Here is a 19,874-nt window from a genome sequence, read left to right as displayed (position 1 = left end):
GGGCCGGCCGCGGATGACCCCGGGCCTGGATCTGGCGCTGCTGCTCGGCGCGGCGGTCCTGCTGGTGGCGGTCGGCGCGGTGCGCTTCTCCACCCGGCTCGGCGTCCCGAGTCTCCTGGTCTATCTCGCCCTCGGGGTGGCGATCGGCGAGGCCGGGCTGGGCATCCGCTTCGACGACGTCGAGCTGACCCGGATGCTGGGGTTCTGCGCGCTCATCGTGATCATCGCGGAGGGGGGTCTGAGCGCCCGGTGGAGCACGCTGCGCCCGGTGCTCGGGCTGGCCGCCGCGCTCTCCACGGCCGGCGTGGTGGTGAGCATCCTGGTGGTCGGCCTGGCGGTGCACCTGCTGCTGGGGCTGGACTGGCGGCTGGCGCTGCTCTATGGCGCGGTGCTCTCCTCCACCGACGCGGCGGCCGTCTTCGCCACCCTGCGACGGCTGCGCCTGCCGCCCCGCCTGGTGGCCACCCTGGAGGCCGAGTCGGGGATGAACGACGCCCCGGTGGTCATCGTGGTGGTGCTGCTGTCCCGCTCCGGCGCGGCCACCCATCCCTGGTGGTACGAGATCCCCCTGGTCGGCTACGAGCTGGGCGTCGGGGCCGCCGTCGGGGTGGCCGCCGGCATCGCCGGCCGGTACGCGCTGCGCCGGGCGGCGTTGCCCTCGGCGGGGCTCTATCCGATCGCGGTGGTCGGCTTCACCGTGCTGGCGTACGCGGCCGGGGCGGTGCTGCACGCCTCGGGCTTCCTCGCCGTCTATGTCGCCGGGGTGCTGCTCGGCAACGCCCGGCTGCCGCACCGGCAGGCGATCCTCGGCTTCGCCGACGGGCTGGCCTGGCTGGCCCAGATCGGCCTCTTCGTGCTGCTCGGGCTGCTGGCCGCACCGGGCCGGCTGCCCACCGCGGTGCTCCCCGCGGTGGTCGCCGGGCTGGCCCTGGTGCTGGCCGCCCGACCGCTGTCGGTGGCGGTCTCCGCCCTGCCGTTCCGGTTCGCCCTGCGCGAGCAGGCCTTCCTGTCCTGGGCCGGGCTGCGCGGGGCGGTGCCGATCGTGCTGGCCACCATCCCGCTGTCGCAGCGGGTGGCCGGTGCGGAGGGGCTCTTCGACGCGGTCTTCGTACTCGTGGTGATCTTCACCCTGCTCCAGGCGGGCACGCTCGCTCCGGTGGCCCGGCGGCTGGGGGTGACCGCACCGGCCGAGGCGGCCGAGATCCGGGTGGAGACCGCCCCGCTGGAGCGGATGCGGGCGGACCTGCTCCAGCTGGAGGTGCCGCCGGGCTCCCGGCTCGGCGGGGTGCACGTGGACGAGTTGCGGCTGCCGGTGGGCGCCTCGGTGACCCTCGTCCTGCGGGACGGGACGGGTTTCGTGCCCGGGCCGGACACCCGGCTGAAGGTCGGCGACAGCCTGCTGATCGTGGCCACCGCGGAGGTACGCGACGAGGCGGAGCGGCGGTTGCGGGCGGTGAGCCGGCGGGGCCGGCTGGCCCGCTGGTTTGGCGAGTACGGCGAAGATCGGGACGAATGATCTGCTAGCGTTCCCTTTGCCCCGATTGGTGGCTGTTCGGGGTGGAAGCACGGTGCTACGGTGCGGCACATTGTCGGACGCCTGTACGTTCCGTATTCTTGCCACCCTCCGGAGTGCACGGCCGTGATCGGCGTGCGCCCGTTCCGTACATGGGGGACGCCGTGCCGGCGGTCCCTGCCCAGGCACGCCGATCGCCGCGGAACTCGCGGCCGAGGGAGCTGACGATGGCGAAGCCAGCCGACACCAGGACCGCCGGCCGCAAGCCGGTGGCGAAGGCCACCCGCAGCGCGGCGGAGACCGAGAAGATCCGGGCGGCGCTGGCGGCCCGGCGCGACGAGTTGCGCGCCGAGTACGATCAGACGCTGAGCGAGATCACCGAGCTGCAGCGTGACCGGCTGACCGACTCGGCCGGGGACGACCAGGCCGACACGGGCACCAAGACGTTCGAGCGCGAGCAGGAGATCTCACTCGCCAACAGCATCCTGGAACGGATCACGCAGGTCGAGCGCGCCCTGGAGCGGCTCGACGAGGGTGGTTACGGCTGGTGCGAGCGGTGCGGCAACCCCATCCCGGTGGAGCGGCTCGCCGCCTTCCCGTCGGCCACCCTCTGCGTGACCTGCAAGCAGCTGGAGGAGCGGCGCTGAGCCCGCTCCCCGGCGGCTCGTCCAGACGGTGACAGATCACCGCCGAGAGCGTCGATGGGGAGCAGATGACCGCAGCACCGCCCGCCGGATCCGGCACCGCTGAGCCGGGTGGCGGCACGCCCCGGCGTACCGCGGTCGGGGTCCTCCTCGGCGTCGCCCTGGTCGCCCTCCTGGCCGACCTGGGCACCAAGCAGCTCGCGCTGTCGTCCCTGACCGGTCGGGGTCCGGTGTCGCTGCTCGGCGGCACCGTCTATCTCACGCTCACCCGCAACAGCGGCGCGGCGTGGAGCATCGGCTCCGGCCACACCTGGATCTTCCCGCTGATCACCATCGGCGTGATCGGCTGGATCGGTTGGATGGCGCTGCGGCTGCGCTCGGTGCCCTGGGCGGTCTCACTGGGCCTGGTGCTGGGCGGGGCGCTCGGCAACCTCACCGACCGGATCTTCCGCGCGCCCGGCCACTTCGTCGGCCACGTGGTCGACATGATCAGCCTCTTCGACCCGTACGGGCAGGTGTGGCCGGTGTTCAACCTGGCCGACAGCGCCCTGGTCTGCGGGGTCACCCTGGCCGTGATCCTGGAGCTGACCGGCCGGCAGCGCGACGGCCGCCGGGCCGGCGCCGCGCCCGACGGCACGCCGGACAGCACCGACGCCGCCGCCGGCAGCGAGCAGCGGGGGCGGGCATGACGGCCGCCTTCGCCGCGGGCGGCGACCAGCGTTCCCTGCCCGTCCCGGACGGCCTCGACGGCATGCGGCTGGACCAGGCCGTGTCCCGGCTCTTCGGGCTCTCCCGCACCGCCGCGGCGACCCTGGTCGACGCCGGTGACGCGCTGGTCGACGGGATCGCGCGGGCCAACTCGTACAAGGTGAAGGCCGGCTCCTGGCTGGAGGTGACCCTGCCCGCCCCGGTCGCCCCGCCGACCGTGGTGCCGCAGGCGGTGCCCGGCCTGAACGTGGTCTATGCCGACGACGACATCGTGGTGGTGGACAAGCCGGTCGGCGTGGCCGCGCACCCCAGCCCCGGCTGGACCGGCCCGACCGTGATCGGCGCGCTGGCCGCCATCGGCCACCGGATCTCCACCAGCGGCGCCGCCGAGCGGCAGGGCGTGGTGCACCGGCTCGACGTCGGCACCACCGGGATCATGGCGGTGGCCAAGAGCGAGCAGGCGTACACCGCGCTGAAGCGGGCCTTCAAGTACCGCGAGGTGGAGAAGCGCTACCACGCGGTGGTGCAGGGCCACCCCGACCCGCTGCGCGGCACCATCGACGCGCCGATCGACCGGCACCCGCACCACGACTACCGCTGGGCGGTGGTCACCGGCGGCAAGCCGAGCATCACCCACTACGACACGCTCGAGGCGTTCCGCTCGGCGAGCCTGCTCGACGTGCGGCTGGAGACGGGGCGTACCCACCAGATCCGGGTGCACTTCTCGACCCTGCGCCACCCGTGCGTCGGCGACCTGACCTACGGCGCCGACCCGACCCTGTCGGCGCGGCTCGGGCTGAGCCGGCAGTGGCTGCACGCCCGGTCACTGAGCTTCGCGCACCCGCGTACCGGCGATCAGGTCACCTTCGTCAGCGACTACCCGGAGGACCTGGCCCGCGCGCTGGAGATCCTCCGCGACTGACCGCGAGCGACGAGCAGGAGACGCCGTGTCCACCGACGAGCCGGCGCGCCCCGGCCGGTCCCGGTCGGCCACGCTGACCTGGGTCGCCCTGCTCTGCGCGGCGGCGGTCCTGCTCGCCGCCGCGTGGACCGGGCGGCGCGGGCCGGCGGTCGACCGGACCGTCGGCGAGGTCACCCGGGTGGGGGTGGCCGCCGGCGACCCGATCCCCGACTACCTGGACGCCGCCGCCGTCGAGCTGGCCGCACTGGCCGGTCCGTCACCGCCGGCCAGCCGGGTGGTACGCGTTGGTCTCCTTCTCGACCTACCTCACCCCGCAGCAGACGGCCGTGGCGCTCGACGGACTGCCGGTCTCGGCGGTCGTCGCCCGGGTGCCACTGCCCGGCCGGCAGACCGAGCTCGTCCGGATCGCGGCGCTGCGGCTCCCCGGCGACGTGGTCGCGGGAATGGCGCAGGTCGCCGACCGCAAGGACCGGGAGGCCGCCGACTACCGGGCCCGCGCCGCCGCCCCGGCCGCCGCCGCGGACCCGGACCTGCGCCGGGTGTACGCCAGCGGCGCGCAGGTCTCCGCCGCCGAGGCGGCGGCCTACCGGACGGCCTGCGCCTGCGTCTATGCGGCGCTGGTCCGGGGCCCGGCGGCGCGGCTGCGGGCCCTGGCGGCGCGGCTCGACGTGCGGGCCGTCGACCCGGCCGGAGCTGGTGCGCCTGGACCGGACGGTGCTCACCCCGCCGCTGCCGGAGCAGCGGGACGTGGCCCGCCCACCCGCCGACGACGACCTGACCACCCCGCCGCCGGTGGGCGATTCGTCGGAAGCCGCACCCTCGGTGAGCGGTTCCTCACCGCGCCCGGGTGACGGCGTATCGTCCGGCGCACCCGCGCCGACCTCGCCGGACGTGGGCGGGACGGAAAAAACTCCGGTACGGCGGTGAAGATGGCCACCTACGGATGTGCGCAGACGGGTGTGGTCCGAATAGGGTTTCGTTCGTAGCCTGTCAGGCGGATATCGATGGGTCTGGGAGGGCGAGCCTTGGATGGCAGCGAAACCGGCTGGGGTCGGCAGGCTGAGCCGGCACCGCGGTGGCGGGCGCTGCTCGACCAGGCCCGGCTCGGTGGCCGGAGCGCGGAGCAGGCCGAGGCGGACCACCGCGCCGAGGAGAGCGCGGCCGTCGAGCCGCTGCCTCGACGCGGCGGCGGCACGGCGTGGTCCGGCCGCGCGTCCGCGACCGCCCGTCCCGCCGACCTGACGTACGACGCAGGCCGCCTACCGGGTGGAGGCGAGCTACCGGGTCGAGCCCGCCTACCGGCTCGACCCGTCACACCCTCGAACCCGGCTGCCGCGCCGAGCCCGGCTACCCGGCCGAGCCCGGCTACCCGGCCGAGCCCGGCTACCAGGCCGAGCCGAGCTACGGTGCCGAGCCGGCCTACGGCACCGCGTCGACGTACGGCGCCGAGCCCGGGTACGGCGTCGACCCGGCCTACGGCACCGACACCGGCTACCGGGCCGACCGGCAGCCCGGCTCCCGGGTCGACCCGCTGCCCGCACCCCGCGCCGAGCCGGCGTACCGGACCGATCCGGCGTACCGGGCGGACCCGCCGCACCGGGCCGAACCGGCGGTGGGTCGCTCCGTGCCCGAGCCGCGCCGAGGGCACCGCCTCCGTCGAGTCCCGCTACGCGGTGCTGGACAACGGCTACCGGCACGAGGCACCGCCCCCGGAGTCCCGCTACGCCCCGCTGCTCGACAGCGGCTACCGGCCACCGAGCTATCCGGCGGCGGAGCCCGCGCTCCCGGCGGCGGAGCCCGTCCCGACGTACCGGCCGGCCGTGGAGCCGGTGCCGGCGTCCAACCACCGGCGATCTCCGACGGCTATCCGGTGCGCAGCGAGCCGGCCCGGGTGGAGTGGCGAGGCGCCGGCCCCGGAGACCGAGCAGGAGCGGGCCGCCGGGGTGCTCCGCCGGGAGCTGGGCACCCCACGGGTGCTCGCCTTCGCCAACCCGAAGGGCGGCGTGCACAAGACCACCGCCACCGTGCTGGCCGCCGCCACGGTGGGCAGCGTGCGCGGGCGGGGCGTGCTCGCCTGGGACGACAACGAGCTGCGCGGCACCCTCGGGCTGCGCGCCGGCAGCGCCCGGCACGCCCGGACCATCCGGCACCTGATCTCCGACCTCGCGCAGATCGAGATCCTGGAGGGCGCACCCCTGCTGGAGCACCTCGACGACTACCTGCGGCACGCCTCCGACGGCTCGTACGACGTGCTGGCTGGGGAGGAGAGCCCGCGCTTCGCGCAGCGGCTGGACCAGTTCACCGTCAAGCGGGTGCTGGAGCTGCTGCGGCGTACCCACGACGTGGTCTGCGTGGACACCGGCAACAACGTGGAGAGCCCGAACTGGCGCACCGTGATGCAGGCCGCCGACCAGCTCGTGGTCACCACCGTGCCCCGCGAGGACGCCGCGTTCAGCGCCGACTGGATGCTCGACCTGCTGCACGAGGTGGGGATGGGGGAGCTGGCCGACAACGCGGTCACCCTGATCTCCTGCCCGACGCCGGGCCGCTCGTCGCTCCAGGACGACCTGGAGCGGCACTTCGCCACCCGGACCCGCGCCGTGGCCGTGGTGCCGTACGACGCGGCGCTGGAGACCGGTTCGTCGATCGAGTACCACCAGCTCCAGCCGGAGACCCGGGCGGCGTGGCTGAAGGCCGCCGCGGTGATGCTGGAGCCGTTCGCCCGGTGACCGGCACCGGCACCCCGCGCCGCCGCCCGGCCTGAGAGGATCATCGGGTGAGCCCGGACACCTCCGACCCCGAGCGTCCCGCCGACCAGCCCGGCGGGCCCGCCGAGCCGCCGCGCGGCGACGCCCCGCCGCCCCCGCCGTACGCCACCCCGGTCACCCGCGCGGCCCGCCCGGGGGATACGCCGGGCGCTCGGGCTCGCCGTGGGCGTCGCGCTGCTGCTGACCGTGCTGGGCGCGCCGCTGGGGGCTGCTCTGGGCGGCCGTCGCCCCGGACACCCCGGTGGTGAAGACCCCCGAGGGGGCGATCTACGGCACCACCCAGCCGGAGCAGCCGATCGCCGCCGACGGGTGGTTCAGCCTGCTCGGGCTCGGTTTCGGGGTGCTCGCCGGGCTCGCCCTGTGGTTCCTGCTGCGTCGCCGGCGGGGCCCGGTCTGGCTGGTCGCCGGGGTCCTGGGCGCACTCGGCGCGGCGGTGGTCGCCTGGCAGTTGGGTCGGCGGATCGGGCTCGCGACGTACCACCGGCTGCTGGAGACCGCGCCGGACGGGCGGGCCTTCACCAAGCCGGCCGACCTGCGGGCCGGCGGCGTGGACTGGCTCCTCGGCGTGCTGCCGGTGCCGCACGGCAACCTGCTGCTGCCGGCCTTCGGCGTGGCGGTGACGTACACCCTGCTGGCCGGCTGGTCCCGGTGGCCGTCGCTGCGGCCGGAGCCCGATCTCGACGCGGCCTGGCCGCCGGTCGAGGCGGTTGGGCTCGGTGCCGGCGGGCTCGGTGCGGGTGGGCTCGGTGCCGGCGAGGTCAGTTGGGGGCCGGCGGACCGGCCAGCTCGGTCAGCGGCACCGGAACCGCCCGGACCTGACGCAGCAGCGCCGCCTCGCGGTTGAGCAGCCGTAGCTCGGCCCGGAGCCGGCCGGCGGTGTCGTCGACGGCGAGCAGCCGCTGCCGGTCCGCGACGGTCAGCGCGGCCGTCGCGGCGACCAGGTGCGACAGCACCGTGGGATCCTCCGGCAGCTGCTCGGAGACCTCCTCCGGGTCGGGCCGGATCAGCCCGAGATATTGCCGGAAGACCGAGATCACCCGGGCGGCGAGCAGGTCGGCCACCTCGTCCGGCCCGGTCGACTCGGGCAGCCACTCCACCTCGGCGGTCAGGTAGGGCGCGGCGGAGTCGTCGACCTCGACCACCCGGAACCGGCGCCGCCCCACCGTGACGATGTCGAACCCGCCGTCGTCCAGCTCGGTGACCTGCCGCAGCTCGGCGGTGCACCCCACCTCGTGCAGGGTCACCTCGCCGCCGCCCAGCCCCGGTCGCTCCGGCGGCCCGGCCGCGGCCACCTCCCAGCCGGCCCGGATGGCCACCACGCCGAACTCGCGGGGCGCCCCCTCGGGTCGGGCGAGCAGGTGGCGCACCAGTTCGCGGTAGCGCTCCTCGAAGATGTGCAGCGGCAGCACCAGTCCCGGGAAGAGCACCGTTCCGAGCGGGAACACCGGCAGCCGCACAGTCACGGAACGAGCCTAGCCCGATCTCGCCACGACGGCGTGTCCCGGCTCACCGTCCCGCCTCCCGGGCGGCGCGGGTCGCCCCGGAGCGGGCCGCCTAGACTCGCAGGGGTGTTGACTCGGATCGACCTGCGCGGCGGCGAGCGCGACCCGCGCCGCCTGCTGCCCCGTGCCCAGCTCGACGTCTCCGTGGCGGTCGAGAGGATCCGTCCCCTCGTGGAGGCGGTCCGGGAGCATGGTTACCCGGCGATCCGCGAGGCCAGCGAGCGGTTCGACGGCATCTCCCCGGAGCACCTGCGGGTGCCGGCCGACGCGATCAAGGAGGCCGAGGGGACCCTGGACCCGCAGGTCCGCGCCGCGCTGCTGGAGTCGATCACCCGGGCCCGCAAGGTGCACGCCGACCAGCGGCGCACCGACCACACCACCCAGGTCGTGCCCGGTGGCACGGTCACCGAGCGCTGGGTGCCGGTCGACCGGGTCGGCCTCTACGTCCCCGGTGGTCTGGCGATGTATCCGTCGACCGTGGTGATGAACGTGGTGCCCGCCCAGGCGGCCGGCGTCCGCTCCCTGGTCGTGGTCAGCCCGCCGCAGCAGGAGAACGGCGGCCTGCCCGACCAGCGGGTCCTCGCCGCGTGCGCGCTGCTCGGTGTCGACGAGGTCTACGCCGTCGGCGGTGCCCAGGCGGTCGCGATGCTGGCGTACGGGTCGACCGTCGACCCCGACGGCGTCGACCGCTGCGACCCGGTCGACATGATCACCGGCCCGGGCAACATCTGGGTCACCGCCGCCAAGCGGCTGCTGCGCGGCGTGGTCGGCATCGACGCCGAGGCCGGCCCGACCGAGATCGCCATCCTGGCCGACGACACCGCCGACCCGGCGCACGTCGCCGCCGACCTGATCAGCCAGGCCGAGCACGACCCGCTCGCGGCCAGCGTGCTGGTCACCCCGTCGGTGGCCCTGGCCGACGCGGTCGAGCGGGAACTGGCCCGGCAGGTGCCGGCCACCAGGCACGTCGAGCGGGTCACCACCGCGCTCACCGGCGAGCAGAGCGGCATCGTGCTCGTCGACGACCTCGAGGCCGGGCTGCGGGTGGTCGACGCGTACGCGGCCGAGCACCTGGAGATCCAGACCGTGGACGCCCGGGACTGGGCGCTGCGGGTGCGCAACGCCGGGGCGATCTTCGTCGGCGCCTGGTCGCCGGTGTCGCTGGGCGACTACTGCGCCGGCTCCAACCACGTGCTGCCCACCGGCGGCTGCGCCCGGCACTCCTCGGGGCTCTCCGTGCAGTCCTTCCTGCGCGGCGTCCACCTGGTCGAATACACCCAGGACGCGCTGCGCGACGTCGCGCCGCACGTGGTCACCCTGGCGACCGTGGAGGACCTGCCGGCGCACGGCCAGGCGGTCAGCGTCCGCTTCGCGGGGGAGGGGACCCCGTGACCACGATGGACGACCTGCCGCTCCGCGACGACCTGCGCGGCCTCACGCCGTACGGGGCGCCGCAGCTCGACGTGGCGGTACGGCTGAACACCAACGAGAACTCCTACCCGGTGCCCGAGCCGGTGGTGGACGCCATCGGCAAGGCCCTCGCGGCCGAGCTGCGCGACCTCAACCGCTATCCGGACCGGGACGCCGTGGCGCTCCGCGCCGACCTGGCCGCCTATCTGGGGCACGGGCTCACCGTCGACCAGGTGTGGGCGGCCAACGGCTCCAACGAGATCCAGCAGCAGCTGCTCCAGGCGTTCGGCGGCCCGGGGCGCACCGCGCTCGGCTTCGTCCCGGCGTACTCGATGCACCCGCTGCTGGCGCTCGGCACCGGCACCGGCTGGATCCCCGCCCGGCGCGGCGTCGACTTCGGGCTGACCGCCGACGAGGCGGTGGCCCAGGTCCGCGAGCACCGGCCCGACGTGGTCTTTCTCTGCTCGCCGAACAACCCCACCGGCACGGCGCTGGACCCGGCCGTGGTCGCCGCCGTGCTCGACGAGGCGCCCGGCATGGTGGTCGTCGACGAGGCGTACGCCGAGTTCGCCCGGCCCGGCACGGTCAGCGCCCTGGCAGTGCTCCCCGGCCACCCGCGGCTGGTGGTCACCCGGACGATGAGCAAGGCGTTCGGCTTCGCCGGTGGCCGGCTGGGCTATCTGGCGGCCGACCCGGCGGTGGTGGCGGCGGTGCAGCTCGTCCGGCTGCCCTACCACCTCTCCGCGCTCACCCAGGCCGCCGCCCGCGCGGCGCTGGCCCACCGGGACGACCTGCTCGGCACGGTCGCCGCGATCATGCAGCAGCGCGACCGGATCGTCGCCGAGCTGCGCGCCCGGGGCCACCGGGTGGCCGACAGCGACGCCAACTTCGTGCTCTTCCAGGTCGCCGGCGACCGACAACTCCGGCGCGGCGCGTCTGACGCCGTGCCCGGACCCGGAGCCGGCGACCAGGCCGCCGCCTGGCGCACCCTGCTGGAGCACGGGGTGCTGGTCCGCGACGTCGGCCTGCCCGGCTGGCTGCGGGTCACCGCCGGCACCCCCACCGAGACCGACGCCTTCCTTTCTGCAATGGAGAAGCTCTCATGAGTCGGACCGCCCGGGTGGAGCGGATCACCAAGGAGACCAAGGTCCTCGTCGAGATCGACCTCGACGGCACGGGCCAGGCCGAGATCACCACCGGCGTCGGCTTCTACGACCACATGCTCCACCAGATCGCCCGGCACGGCGGCTTCGACCTGACCGTCCGCACCGTGGGTGACCTGGAGATCGACGCGCACCACACGATGGAGGACACCGCGCTCGCGCTGGGCGCCGCGTTCGACCAGGCGCTGGGCGACAAGGCCGGCATCCGGCGGTACGGCTCGGCCACCGTCCCGATGGACGAGGTGCTGGTCCGGGCCGCCGTCGACCTCTCCGGGCGGCCGTACGTGGTGCACGACGAGCCGGCGCTCGCGCCGTACATCGGTCCGGTCTATCCGACCAGCATGACCCGGCACATCTGGGAGTCCTTCGGTCAGGCGGCCCGGATCACGCTGCACGTGGACGTGCTGCGGGCGGCCCGCCCCGGCGGCCACCCCGACGCCCACCACGTGGTGGAGGCCCAGTTCAAGGCCGTCTCCCGCGCCCTGCGCGAGGCCACCTCGATCGACCCCCGCAACGCGGGCGCGATCCCCAGCACCAAGGGCGCCCTCTGATGGGTACGGTGCTGCTGATCGTGGGCGGCGTCCTGGTGGGTGGGGCGTGGTCCCTGCACAAGCAGGGCGCGCCCCGCGTCGCGGTGGTGATCGCCGGAGTGCTGGCCGTCCTGGCCACCGTCGGCGGCCTGCTCTGGCTGCTGCCCGGGAGGGGATGAGATGGCCAAGCGGATCGTGGTGCTCGACTACGGGTCGGGCAACCTGCGCTCGGCGGAGCGTGCCCTGGAGCGGGTCGGCGCGGACGTCACGGTGACCGACGATCTGGCCGCCGCCGCCGAGGCGGAGGGCCTGGTGGTGCCGGGCGTGGGCGCGTTCGCCGCCTGCATGGCGGGGATCGAGGCGCTGGGCGCCGGTCCGGTCATCGCCGAGCGGGTGGCCGACGGCCGGCCGGTGCTCGGCATCTGCGTCGGCATGCAGGTGCTCTTCGCGCACGGTGACGAGCACGGCGTGGTGACCAAGGGGCTCGGGCTGCTGCCCGGCGGGGTGACGAAGCTGCCCGCCCGGCGGCTGCCGCACATGGGCTGGAACACCGTCGAGGCGCCGGCCGGCTCGGTGCTCTTCGCCGGGCTGCCCGCCGACAGCCGCTTCTACTTCGTCCACTCCTACGGCGTGAACGACGTGGCCGGGCTCGTCGCGGCGGGCGCCCGGGTGACCACCGCCCACCACGGGACCGACTTCGTGGCCGCCGTGGAGCGGGGGCCGCTGTCGGCGGCCCAGTTCCACCCGGAGAAGTCCGCCGACACCGGCGCCACGCTGCTGCGCAACTGGCTCGCCGGCCTGTGAGCGGTCGGAGCGCGCCGGGGGCGCGGGCCCGGGGCCGCTCGGCGAGCGCGCGCGGAGCGGGCCGGTGCGGCGAGCCGGGCGCCGGGCTGTGGGCGCGCGGTGAGCAAGGAGCGGGCCCGCCGCCGCGAGGCCCGCCAGGCCGAGCTGGAGCGGGAGCGCGCCGTCCGCCGCCGCCGGGTGGCCCGTCGGGAGCGACGGCGGGCCGTCGTACGCCGGTTGACGCCGAAGCTGCGGCGCGGCCGGAACGGCCGGCTGGCCCGGCACACCCGCCGGGAGCGGGCGGCGATCGTGCTGTTCACCGGGGCGGCGCTGGTCGGTATCTGGAGTTTCGTCGACGACCTGGCGCTGCGGTTGGCGTTGGTCGTGTTGTTGCTGCTGGTCCTGCCGGCGATCGTGGTGATCGCCCTGGACCGTCGTACCTGATGCGAGGAGAAGACCTGTGAGCCTCACCCTGTTGCCCGCCGTGGACGTCGCCGACGGTCAGGCCGTCCGACTGGTGCAGGGCGCCGCCGGCAGCGAGACCGGGTACGGCGACCCGGTGGAGGCCGCGCTGGCGTGGCAGTCCGACGGGGCGGAGTGGATCCACCTGGTGGACCTGGACGCCGCGTTCGGCCGGGGCACGAACGCGCACCTGCTCGCCGAGGTGGTCCGCCGGCTCGACGTGAAGGTGGAGCTCTCCGGCGGCATCCGGGACGACGAGTCGCTGCACGCCGCGCTGGGCACCGGGGCGGCGCGGGTGAACATCGGCACCGCCGCGCTGGAGAACCCGGAGTGGTGCGACCGGGTCTGCGGCGAGTACGGCGACCGGGTGGCGATCGGCCTGGACGTGCGCGGTCGTACCCTGTCGGCGCGCGGCTGGACCCGCGACGGCGGTGACCTGTTCGAGGTGCTGGAGCGCCTGGACAAGGCGGGCGCCACCCGCTACGTGGTGACCGACATCACCAAGGACGGCACGATGCGCGGGCCGAACCTGGACCTGCTGCGCGAGGTCTGTGCCCGGACCTCCGCCCCGGTGATCGCCTCGGGGGGCGTCTCGACGCTGGACGACCTGCGCGCCCTGGCGACCCTGGAGCCGCTCGGCGTGGAGGGTGTGATCGCCGGAAAGGCGCTCTACGCCGGCGCGTTCACCGTGGCCGAGGCGCTGGAGACGTTGCGGACCGCCTCGTGACGACGGTGGCGGGGGACGACGGGGTCGTCACCCGGCTCGGCTCGGGCGGCCCGTGGGAGGCGCTGTACGGCTACTCGCGGGTGGTCCGGGCCGGTCAGTTGGCTTGGACGGCGGGGTGCACGTCGACGGTCGACGGCCGGGTGGTGCACGTCGGGGACGCCGCGGCGCAGACCGCGCAGGCGTTGCGGATCGGCCTGGCCGCCCTCGCCGAGGTGGGCGCGGAGCCCACCGACGTGGTCCGCACCCGGATGTACGTGACCGACCGGTTGTACGCCGACGAGGTGGGCCGGGCGCACAACGCCGTGTTCGGCGCGGTCCGCCCGGCGGCGACCATGGTGGTGGTGGCCGGCCTGCTCGACCCGGAGCACCTGGTCGAGGTCGAGTTGGAAGCCTGGCTCCCCGCCCCCTGACCACCCCACCCCGCTTCGCGCTCGGCGGCCTTTTTCACGGAAAGAGTGGCCATTCCATGAGGAGTGGCCACTCTTTCCGTGAATTTGTGTGGATCATCGGACGCCCTGGGTCGCTGGCGATGGGTCATGTCGGGGATGTGGGTGCGGCCACATCGTGGGCCCGGTCGGTTGTGCACAACTTAATCGCGCGCTACGGTTTTGGACGTGACCGATGATCTGGTGCTGCGGCGGCAGGTGTGCTTCGCCCTCTATGCGGCGTCGCGCGCCGTCACCGACGTCTACCGGCCCATCCTCGACGAGTTCGGCCTGACCTACCCGCAGTACCTGGTGCTGCTGGTGCTCTGGGAGCGCGGCGACGACGCCCCCTCGGTCTCCGAGCTGGGTGCCGCGCTGCGGCTGGACTCCGGCACGCTCTCCCCGCTGCTCAAGCGGCTGGAGGCGGCGGGCCTGGTGGTCCGGACCCGCGCCGCGCGCGACGAGCGACGGGTGGAGGTGGGGCTCACCGCCGACGGTGCCGCCCTGCGGCAGCGGATGGACGAGGTGCCGCTGCGGGTCGCCCGCGCCACCGGCCTCACCGAGACCGAGCTGGTCGGCCTGCGCGACACCCTCACCCGGGTCACCGAGACGATCCACCGACAGAAGGAGCAGTGACCACCATGCAGGTCCTCTACACCGCGTCCGCGCAGGCCACCGGCGACGGCCGGGACGGGCACGTCCGCACCTCCGACGGCACCCTCGACCTGGACCTGGCGATCCCGAAGGAGATGGGCGGCACGGGTGGCGCGGCCAACCCGGAGCAGCTCTTCGCCGCCGGCTACGCGGCCTGCTTCCACTCCGCGCTGCGGCTGGTGGCCCGCAAGGCCAAGGCCGACGTCACCGGCTCCGTCGTCGACGCGCAGGTCGGCATCGGGCCGAACGGCAGCGGCGGCTTCGGCCTGACCGTCGCCCTCGTGGTGGACCTGCCGGGGATCGAACGCGCCGCCGCCGAGCAGCTGGTGGCCCAGGCTCACCAGGTCTGCCCCTACTCCAACGCGACCCGTGGCAACATCGAGGTCGCCCTCACCGTCCGCGAGGCCGCCGCGGCCTGACCGCCGCCCACCGACCCCGACCATCGCGTACGAAAGGACGACAGCGCATGAGCACCAACCGTGAGATCCACCTGGCCTCCCGCCCGCAGGGCTGGCCCACCGCCGACAACTTCCGCCTCGTGGAGACCGAGGTGCCCACCCCGGGCCCCGGCCAGATCGTGGTCCGCAACCAGTTCATGTCGGTCGACCCGTACATGCGGGGCCGGATGAACGACGTGAAGTCGTACGTGCCGCCGTTCGCGCTCGACGCCCCGCTCGACGGCGGCGCGATCGGCGAGGTGGTGGCGAGCGAGGCGGACGGGATCGCCGTCGGCGACACCGTGCTGCACGGCCTCGGCTGGCGCGAGTACGCGCTGGTCGACGCCAAGGCCGCCCGCAAGGTCGACCCGACCCTCGCCCCGGTGAGCGCCTACCTGAGCGTGCTCGGCATGACCGGCCTCACCGCGTACGCCGGGCTGCTCGACGTGGCCGCGATGAAGCCCGGGGAGACGGTCTTCGTCTCCGGCGCGGCCGGCGCGGTCGGCAGCATGGTCGGCCAGATCGCCAAGCTCAGGGGCGCGGCCCGGGTGGTCGGCAGCGCCGGCTCCAAGGCCAAGGTGGAGCGGCTGGAGGGGCTCGGCTTCGACGCCGCCTTCGACTACCACGACGGCCCCGTGAAGGACTCGCTGAAGGCCGCCGCACCGGACGGCGTCGACGTCTACTTCGACAACGTCGGCGGTGAGCACCTGGAGGCCGCCATCGGGGCGATGAACCTGCACGGCCGGGCCGCCATCTGCGGCATGATCGCGCAGTACAACTCCACCGAGCCGCCGGCCGCGCCGCGCAACCTGGCGCTGGTCATCGGCAAGCGGCTCACCCTGCGCGGCTTCCTGGTCGGCGACCACGGCCACCTGCGCGACCAGTTCGTCGCCGACATGGCCGGCTGGCTGCGCGACGGCAAGCTGTCGTACGACGAGACCGTGATCGACGGCATCGAGAACGCCCCGGAGGCGTTCCTGGGCCTGCTGCGCGGCGAGAACCTGGGCAAGATGCTCGTCCGCGTCTGACCATCCACCCGCCGCGGCGGTGGCCGGCCTCACAGGTCGGTCACCGCCGCGTCGGCGTTGGATAGGCTCGCGGCATGACGGTGGCGGTACGGGTGATCCCGTGTCTGGACGTGGACGCCGGGCGCGTGGTCAAGGGGGTCAACTTCCTCGACCTGCGGGACGCCGGTGACCCGGTGGAGCTGGCGGCGGCGTACGACCGGGCCGGCGCCGACGAGCTGACCTTCCTCGACGTCACCGCCTCCTCCAGCGACCGCGGCACCATGCTCGACGTGGTCCGCCGCACCGCCGAGTCGGTCTTCATCCCGCTCACCGTCGGTGGCGGCGTCCGCCAGGTGGCCGACGTCGACACGCTGCTGCGCGCCGGGGCGGACAAGGTCGGGGTGAACACCGCCGCGATCGCCCGCCCGGAGCTGATCGCCGAGATCGCCGACCGGTTCGGCCGGCAGGTTCTCGTCCTCTCCCTCGACGTACGACGGGCCCCGGCCGGCACCACGCCGAGCGGCTTCGAGGTGACCACCCACGGCGGTCGCCGGGGCACCGGCATCGACGCCGTCGAGTGGGCGGCGCGCGGCGCCGAGCTGGGCGCGGGGGAGATCCTGCTCAACTCGATGGACGCGGACGGCACCAAGGCCGGCTTCGACCTGGCGCTGATCGAGGCGGTCCGCGCGGTGGTCGACGTGCCGGTGATCGCCAGCGGCGGCGCCGGTCAGGTGGCGCACTTCCCACCGGCGATCGGCGCGGGCGCGGACGCGGTGCTGGCGGCGAGCGTCTTCCACTTCGGCGAGCTGACCGTGGGCGAGGTCAAGGACGCCCTGCGCGTCGCCGGCCACCCCGTTCGCTGACACCGGCCCGGCCGACCGCCCGGCACCAGGACCGCCCCGGCGGGCGGTCCGGTCGCCAGGTATCGGGGGCCCGCCAGTCCGTCGACGCCCCAGAACCCGACCGGGGGCTGGTTGGGCGTCCGCCGTCTCGTCCGACTGCCCGGCACCAAGGGTGACAAGGCGGGCCGGTCGTTCGGGATCGGGGCCCAGCAGGCGGTTTCGGCGTCCGGCCTCAGGGCCCGGCCCCGCAGAAGGACCGCCGGGGCGGGTCAGTCGCGGCCGGATTGGCCCTCGGGGGAGCGGCGCGGGGACGGGATCGACCGGACCACGTACTCCTGCACGGCGGCGGCGTGGTCGTCCTCGGCGAGGCTCCACTCGGCGGTGCCCGGCTCGTGCCGGCGGCTGAGCACCCCCTGCACGGTGTCCACGGTGGTTGCCAGGCCGGCGCTCGGCCGGCTGCGCCAGAGCTGTTCGCCCTCCGGGGTGATCCGGAACCAGCCGTCGGAGACGCTGACCAGACCGGCGCCGACGAGGCGCCGCACGGCGGTCTCCACCTCGTGCCGTTCGGGGATGCTCCGGTTGAGGTGGTCGGCGGTGGAGAGCACGTCAGTCAGCCGCACCCCCTCGGGGCGCCGGGTCGAGGCCGCCCGGCGGTGCCGTCCGGCACCGCTCGCGATGACCAGTGAGACGAAGATCCAGGCGTCGGTGCGGCGCCATCCGTTCTCCCCCATGCACGAATGATGCCCGCCCCCGGCCGCAGAGAAAACACCTACTTTTGCGATCAGGCGTCACCGCAGCTCACGGCCCGTGGGGCCGATCCCGGTCGGTGGCGGCCGGCACGCCCACGGTCACCATCCCCGCCCACCCCGACCGACCGCGCCCGCGCCGGACCGCCCCACCCCTCCCGGCCGCTCCCCGCCCGCGCGATCCGCCCGGCCCGGCACTCGATCCTGGAGGTAGTGGCCTCCTCGGCCGGCGGAGGCCACTACCTCCAGGATCGAGCACGATCTGGTGGGCCGGTGGGCGGTCACGGCGGGCGGGGGTGGGCAGGAGCGCGGTCGGCAGGCGGCGAGGCGGCCGGGTAGTCAGGGCCGGGTGGTCTCGGTGGCCGGGCCCTGGACAGGGGCGCGGTCGGCAGGCGGCGGGGCGGCCGGGTGGCCGGGCGTCAGGCGGTCTCGGTGGCCCCGGCGGTGGGGCGGAGCGCGGTCGGCTCCGGCTCCGGCTCCGGCTCGGGCGCGGCGGCACCGCGAAGAGCGGGATGAAGAACTGGGCCAGCGGCCCGATGGTGAGCGCGTACACGACCGTGCCGAGGCCGACGGTGCCGCCGAGCAGCCAGCCGAGCGCCAGCACGGTGACCTCGATGACGGTACGGACGAGGCGTACCGAGCGGCCGGGGCGGCGGGCCACGTAGCCGGTCATCAGGCCGTCGCGGGGGCCGGGGCCGAGGCGGGCACCGAGGTAGAGCCCGGTGGCGGCGCCGTTGGCGACGATGCCGACGACCAGCAGCCCGGCCCGCAGCGGCCACGGCCCGCCGGCCGGCAGCAGGGCCAGGGTGGCGTCGACCACCAGGCCGATCACCAGGACGTTGCTGATCGTGCCGAGCCCCGGGCGTTGGCGCAGCGGGATCCAGAGCAGCAGCACGACGGCGCCGACGGCGATGGTGACGGTGCCGAAGGACAGCCCGGTCTGCCGGGCCAGCCCCTGGTGGAACACGTCCCACGGGTCGAGGCCGAGCCCGGAGCGGATCATCAGCGCCATGCTGACGCCGTAGAGAGCGAGGCCGGTGTAGAGCTGGGTCAACCGGCGGACTGGCCGGTACCGGAGATTGCCAATCGGTGCCATGCGTGCCACCCTAGGTGCCAATCTCAGCGATACTTAAAGCCAATTCCGGAGGGGTGGCCATGACGAGCCAGGTGCGTGGCGCTCAACTGGCGCGGCTGCTCGGCCAGTGGCACGCCCTGCCCGGCCGGCGGCGCAGCCCGGACTACGCCGCGCTCGCGGCCGCGGTCCGGGGGCTGCTCGCCGACGGCCGGCTCCCGCTGGGGGTACGCCTGCCGGCCGAGCGGGAGCTGGCGGAGGCGCTGCGGATCAGCCGGACCACGGTCACCGCTGCGTACCGGGAGCTGCGGGAGAGCGGCCACCTGGCCAGCCGGCGGGGCGCCGGCAGCTGGACGATGCTGCCCGGCAACCACCGGATGGCCAGCACCGGCCTCTGGACCCCGCAGGACGACCGGGACATGATCGACCTCGGGGTCGCCGCGCTGGCCGCCCCGCCGCAACTCGTCCCGGCCGCCCGGGCCGCCATCGAGGACCTGCCGCGCTACCTGGGCGGGGCCGGCTACCACCCGACCGGGATCATCGAGCTGCGCGAGGCGGTGGCCCGGTCGTACACGGCCCGGGGGTTGCCGACCAGTCCCGAGCAGATCATGGTGACCAGCGGCACCCAGCACGCCTTGGACCTGGTGCTGCGCCTGGCGCTGTCGCCCGGCGGCGGCGTGCTGGTCGAGTCGCCGACGTACCCCAACGCCCTGGCGGCGCTCGCCGCCCGCCGGGCCCGGGTCACCACCCACGGCCTGGCCGCCGACGGCACCGGCTGGGACGCCGACCTGCTGCTGGGCAGCATCCGGCAGGGCCGGCCGAAGCTGGCCTACCTGATCCCCGAGTTCCAGAACCCGACCGGTCACCTGATGCCCACCGAGCTGCGCGAGCGGCTGGTCGGCGCGGCCCACGCCGCCGGCACCGACCTGGTGATCGACGAGTCCTTCGTCGACCTGCCACTGGACGGCACCGAGCTGCCGCCGCCGGTCGCCACCTTCGACCGGCACTCCCGGGTGATCAGCATCGGCGGGATGAGCAAGCCCTTCTGGGGCGGCCTGCGGATCGGCTGGGTACGCGCCTCCGCCCCCCAGGTGCAGCGGCTCGCCGCCGCCCGGGTCGGCGTCGACATGGCCAGCCCGGTGCTGGACCAGCTCGTCGCGGTGCACCTGCTGGCCGACGCCCCGGCCATCGTGGCCGCCCGCCGCACCCAGCTCGCCACCCAGCGCGACGCGCTGATCGAGGCGCTGGCCCAGCGGTTGCCGGACTGGCGGGTCACCGCGCCGCGGGGCGGCGTCACCCTCTGGGTCGAGCTGGACGGGCCGATCTCCAGCGCGCTGGCCCGCGCCGCCGAGGAGACCGGCGTACGACTGGCACCCGGGCCCCGGTTCGGCCTGGACGGCACCCTGGAGCGCTTCCTGCGACTGCCCTTCACGCTGCCCGCGGCGGACCTGGCGGAGGCCGTCGGCCGGCTCGCCGCGGTCCGCTACGACCTGGACCGTGCGGGCCGCCCGCAGTGGCGGGAGCCGTCGGTCATCGCCTGACGGGTGGGACCGGCACGC

General features: G+C 75.0%; 21 protein-coding genes and 2 pseudogenes. 20 read left to right on the top strand and 3 right to left on the bottom strand.

Annotation, left to right across the window (positions count from 1 at the left end; translation table 11 throughout):
- Window positions 1–13: 13 nt before the first annotated feature.
- The 7 genes and pseudogenes from MRQ36_RS03990 (at window position 14) to MRQ36_RS03960 (ending at window position 7,399) form a co-directional block, all read left to right on the top strand.
- Entirely contained in the window at window positions 14–1,516 is a 1,503-nt protein-coding gene (locus MRQ36_RS03990; RefSeq protein ID WP_242792900.1) for a potassium/proton antiporter, read from the top strand.
- Window positions 1,517–1,740: 224 nt separating this feature from the next.
- Entirely contained in the window at window positions 1,741–2,160 is a 420-nt protein-coding gene (locus MRQ36_RS03985) for a TraR/DksA C4-type zinc finger protein (protein ID WP_007463005.1), read from the top strand.
- A 65-nt stretch (window positions 2,161–2,225) separates the two neighbouring features.
- Complete coding sequence (gene lspA / locus MRQ36_RS03980) at window positions 2,226–2,846, top strand: signal peptidase II (RefSeq protein WP_242792899.1); 621 nt, start codon at window positions 2,226–2,228, stop codon at window positions 2,844–2,846.
- The gene (locus tag MRQ36_RS03975) at window positions 2,843–3,787 is read left to right on the top strand and encodes an RluA family pseudouridine synthase (RefSeq protein WP_242792897.1); all 945 of its coding nucleotides are present in this window, start codon (window positions 2,843–2,845) and stop codon (window positions 3,785–3,787) included. The genes lspA and MRQ36_RS03975 overlap by 4 nt, the downstream gene beginning before the upstream one ends.
- Before the next feature lie 284 nt (window positions 3,788–4,071).
- The gene (locus tag MRQ36_RS03970) at window positions 4,072–4,638 is read left to right on the top strand and encodes a hypothetical protein (protein ID WP_374249901.1); all 567 of its coding nucleotides are present in this window, start codon (window positions 4,072–4,074) and stop codon (window positions 4,636–4,638) included.
- Between the two features lie 822 nt (window positions 4,639–5,460).
- Window positions 5,461–6,516 carry a MinD/ParA family protein gene (locus MRQ36_RS34320; protein ID WP_374249900.1) on the top strand — a complete coding sequence of 352 codons (1,056 nt, stop codon included), beginning with the start codon at window positions 5,461–5,463 and terminating at the stop codon, window positions 6,514–6,516.
- A gap of 47 nt (window positions 6,517–6,563) precedes the next feature.
- A pseudogene (locus MRQ36_RS03960) lies at window positions 6,564–7,399 on the top strand (DUF2567 domain-containing protein).
- On the opposite strand, the gene MRQ36_RS03955 reads toward MRQ36_RS03960, so the two are convergent.
- Window positions 7,314–8,018 carry an LON peptidase substrate-binding domain-containing protein gene (locus MRQ36_RS03955; RefSeq protein WP_242792894.1) on the bottom strand — a complete coding sequence of 235 codons (705 nt, stop codon included), beginning with the start codon at window positions 8,016–8,018 and terminating at the stop codon, window positions 7,314–7,316. The pseudogene MRQ36_RS03960 and the gene MRQ36_RS03955 sit on opposite strands and share 86 nt — an antisense overlap.
- Window positions 8,019–8,123: 105 nt before the next feature.
- Here MRQ36_RS03955 and hisD point away from each other — a divergent pair, with 105 nt between their 5' ends.
- From hisD to hisF, 12 genes are all read left to right on the top strand, one after another.
- Entirely contained in the window at window positions 8,124–9,449 is a 1,326-nt protein-coding gene (gene hisD / locus MRQ36_RS03950; RefSeq protein WP_242792886.1) for a histidinol dehydrogenase, read from the top strand.
- Window positions 9,446–10,573 carry a histidinol-phosphate transaminase gene (locus MRQ36_RS03945; RefSeq protein WP_242792884.1) on the top strand — a complete coding sequence of 376 codons (1,128 nt, stop codon included), beginning with the start codon at window positions 9,446–9,448 and terminating at the stop codon, window positions 10,571–10,573. The genes hisD and MRQ36_RS03945 overlap by 4 nt, the downstream gene beginning before the upstream one ends.
- Window positions 10,570–11,181: an imidazoleglycerol-phosphate dehydratase HisB gene (gene hisB / locus MRQ36_RS03940; RefSeq protein ID WP_242792882.1), complete on the top strand. Its 612-nt coding sequence runs from the start codon at window positions 10,570–10,572 to the stop codon at window positions 11,179–11,181. Before MRQ36_RS03945 ends, hisB begins: the two co-directional genes overlap by 4 nt.
- Window positions 11,181–11,339 (top strand): hypothetical protein, encoded by a 159-nt coding sequence (locus tag MRQ36_RS03935; protein WP_242792880.1) that lies wholly within the window; start codon window positions 11,181–11,183, stop codon window positions 11,337–11,339. Before hisB ends, MRQ36_RS03935 begins: the two co-directional genes overlap by 1 nt.
- A 1-nt stretch (window position 11,340) precedes the next feature.
- Entirely contained in the window at window positions 11,341–11,964 is a 624-nt protein-coding gene (gene hisH, locus MRQ36_RS03930) for an imidazole glycerol phosphate synthase subunit HisH (protein ID WP_242792878.1), read from the top strand.
- Window positions 11,965–12,063: 99 nt separating this feature from the next.
- The gene (locus MRQ36_RS03925; RefSeq protein ID WP_242792864.1) at window positions 12,064–12,387 is read left to right on the top strand and encodes a hypothetical protein; all 324 of its coding nucleotides are present in this window, start codon (window positions 12,064–12,066) and stop codon (window positions 12,385–12,387) included.
- A 16-nt stretch (window positions 12,388–12,403) separates the two neighbouring features.
- On the top strand, window positions 12,404–13,132 hold the full coding sequence (gene priA / locus MRQ36_RS03920) for a bifunctional 1-(5-phosphoribosyl)-5-((5-phosphoribosylamino)methylideneamino)imidazole-4-carboxamide isomerase/phosphoribosylanthranilate isomerase PriA (protein WP_242792862.1): 729 nt from the start codon (window positions 12,404–12,406) through the stop codon (window positions 13,130–13,132).
- On the top strand, window positions 13,129–13,542 hold the full coding sequence (locus MRQ36_RS03915) for a RidA family protein (RefSeq protein WP_242792855.1): 414 nt from the start codon (window positions 13,129–13,131) through the stop codon (window positions 13,540–13,542). The genes priA and MRQ36_RS03915 overlap by 4 nt, the downstream gene beginning before the upstream one ends.
- Window positions 13,543–13,746: 204 nt before the next feature.
- Complete coding sequence (locus MRQ36_RS03910) at window positions 13,747–14,193, top strand: MarR family winged helix-turn-helix transcriptional regulator (RefSeq protein ID WP_242792854.1); 447 nt, start codon at window positions 13,747–13,749, stop codon at window positions 14,191–14,193.
- Between the two features lie 5 nt (window positions 14,194–14,198).
- Window positions 14,199–14,630, top strand: coding sequence for an organic hydroperoxide resistance protein (locus tag MRQ36_RS03905; protein ID WP_278187802.1), 432 nt, complete (start codon window positions 14,199–14,201; stop codon window positions 14,628–14,630).
- Between the two features lie 47 nt (window positions 14,631–14,677).
- Window positions 14,678–15,676 carry an NADP-dependent oxidoreductase gene (locus tag MRQ36_RS03900; RefSeq protein WP_242792852.1) on the top strand — a complete coding sequence of 333 codons (999 nt, stop codon included), beginning with the start codon at window positions 14,678–14,680 and terminating at the stop codon, window positions 15,674–15,676.
- A 74-nt stretch (window positions 15,677–15,750) separates the two neighbouring features.
- On the top strand, window positions 15,751–16,518 hold the full coding sequence (gene hisF, locus MRQ36_RS03895) for an imidazole glycerol phosphate synthase subunit HisF (RefSeq protein WP_242792851.1): 768 nt from the start codon (window positions 15,751–15,753) through the stop codon (window positions 16,516–16,518).
- Between the two features lie 248 nt (window positions 16,519–16,766).
- Here the strand turns inward: hisF and MRQ36_RS03890 are convergent, their stop codons facing one another.
- Together MRQ36_RS03890 and MRQ36_RS03885 are read right to left on the bottom strand one after the other, a co-directional pair.
- Window positions 16,767–17,228, bottom strand: coding sequence for a hypothetical protein (locus MRQ36_RS03890; RefSeq protein WP_242792848.1), 462 nt, complete (start codon window positions 17,226–17,228; stop codon window positions 16,767–16,769).
- 460 nt (window positions 17,229–17,688) lie between these two features.
- Window positions 17,689–18,339: pseudogene (locus MRQ36_RS03885) on the bottom strand (YitT family protein); the annotation flags it as partial.
- A 59-nt stretch (window positions 18,340–18,398) separates the two neighbouring features.
- Between MRQ36_RS03885 and MRQ36_RS03880 the strand changes: the two are divergent.
- Entirely contained in the window at window positions 18,399–19,856 is a 1,458-nt protein-coding gene (locus MRQ36_RS03880; RefSeq protein ID WP_242792846.1) for a PLP-dependent aminotransferase family protein, read from the top strand.
- Window positions 19,857–19,874 lie beyond the last annotated feature (18 nt).

The sequence above is a fragment of the Micromonospora sp. R77 genome (assembly GCF_022747945.1).
In the GTDB taxonomy this organism is placed as follows: domain Bacteria; phylum Actinomycetota; class Actinomycetes; order Mycobacteriales; family Micromonosporaceae; genus Micromonospora.
Note: the sequence above shows the minus strand (reverse complement) of the source record. Positions and strands in the feature narration are given on the sequence as shown.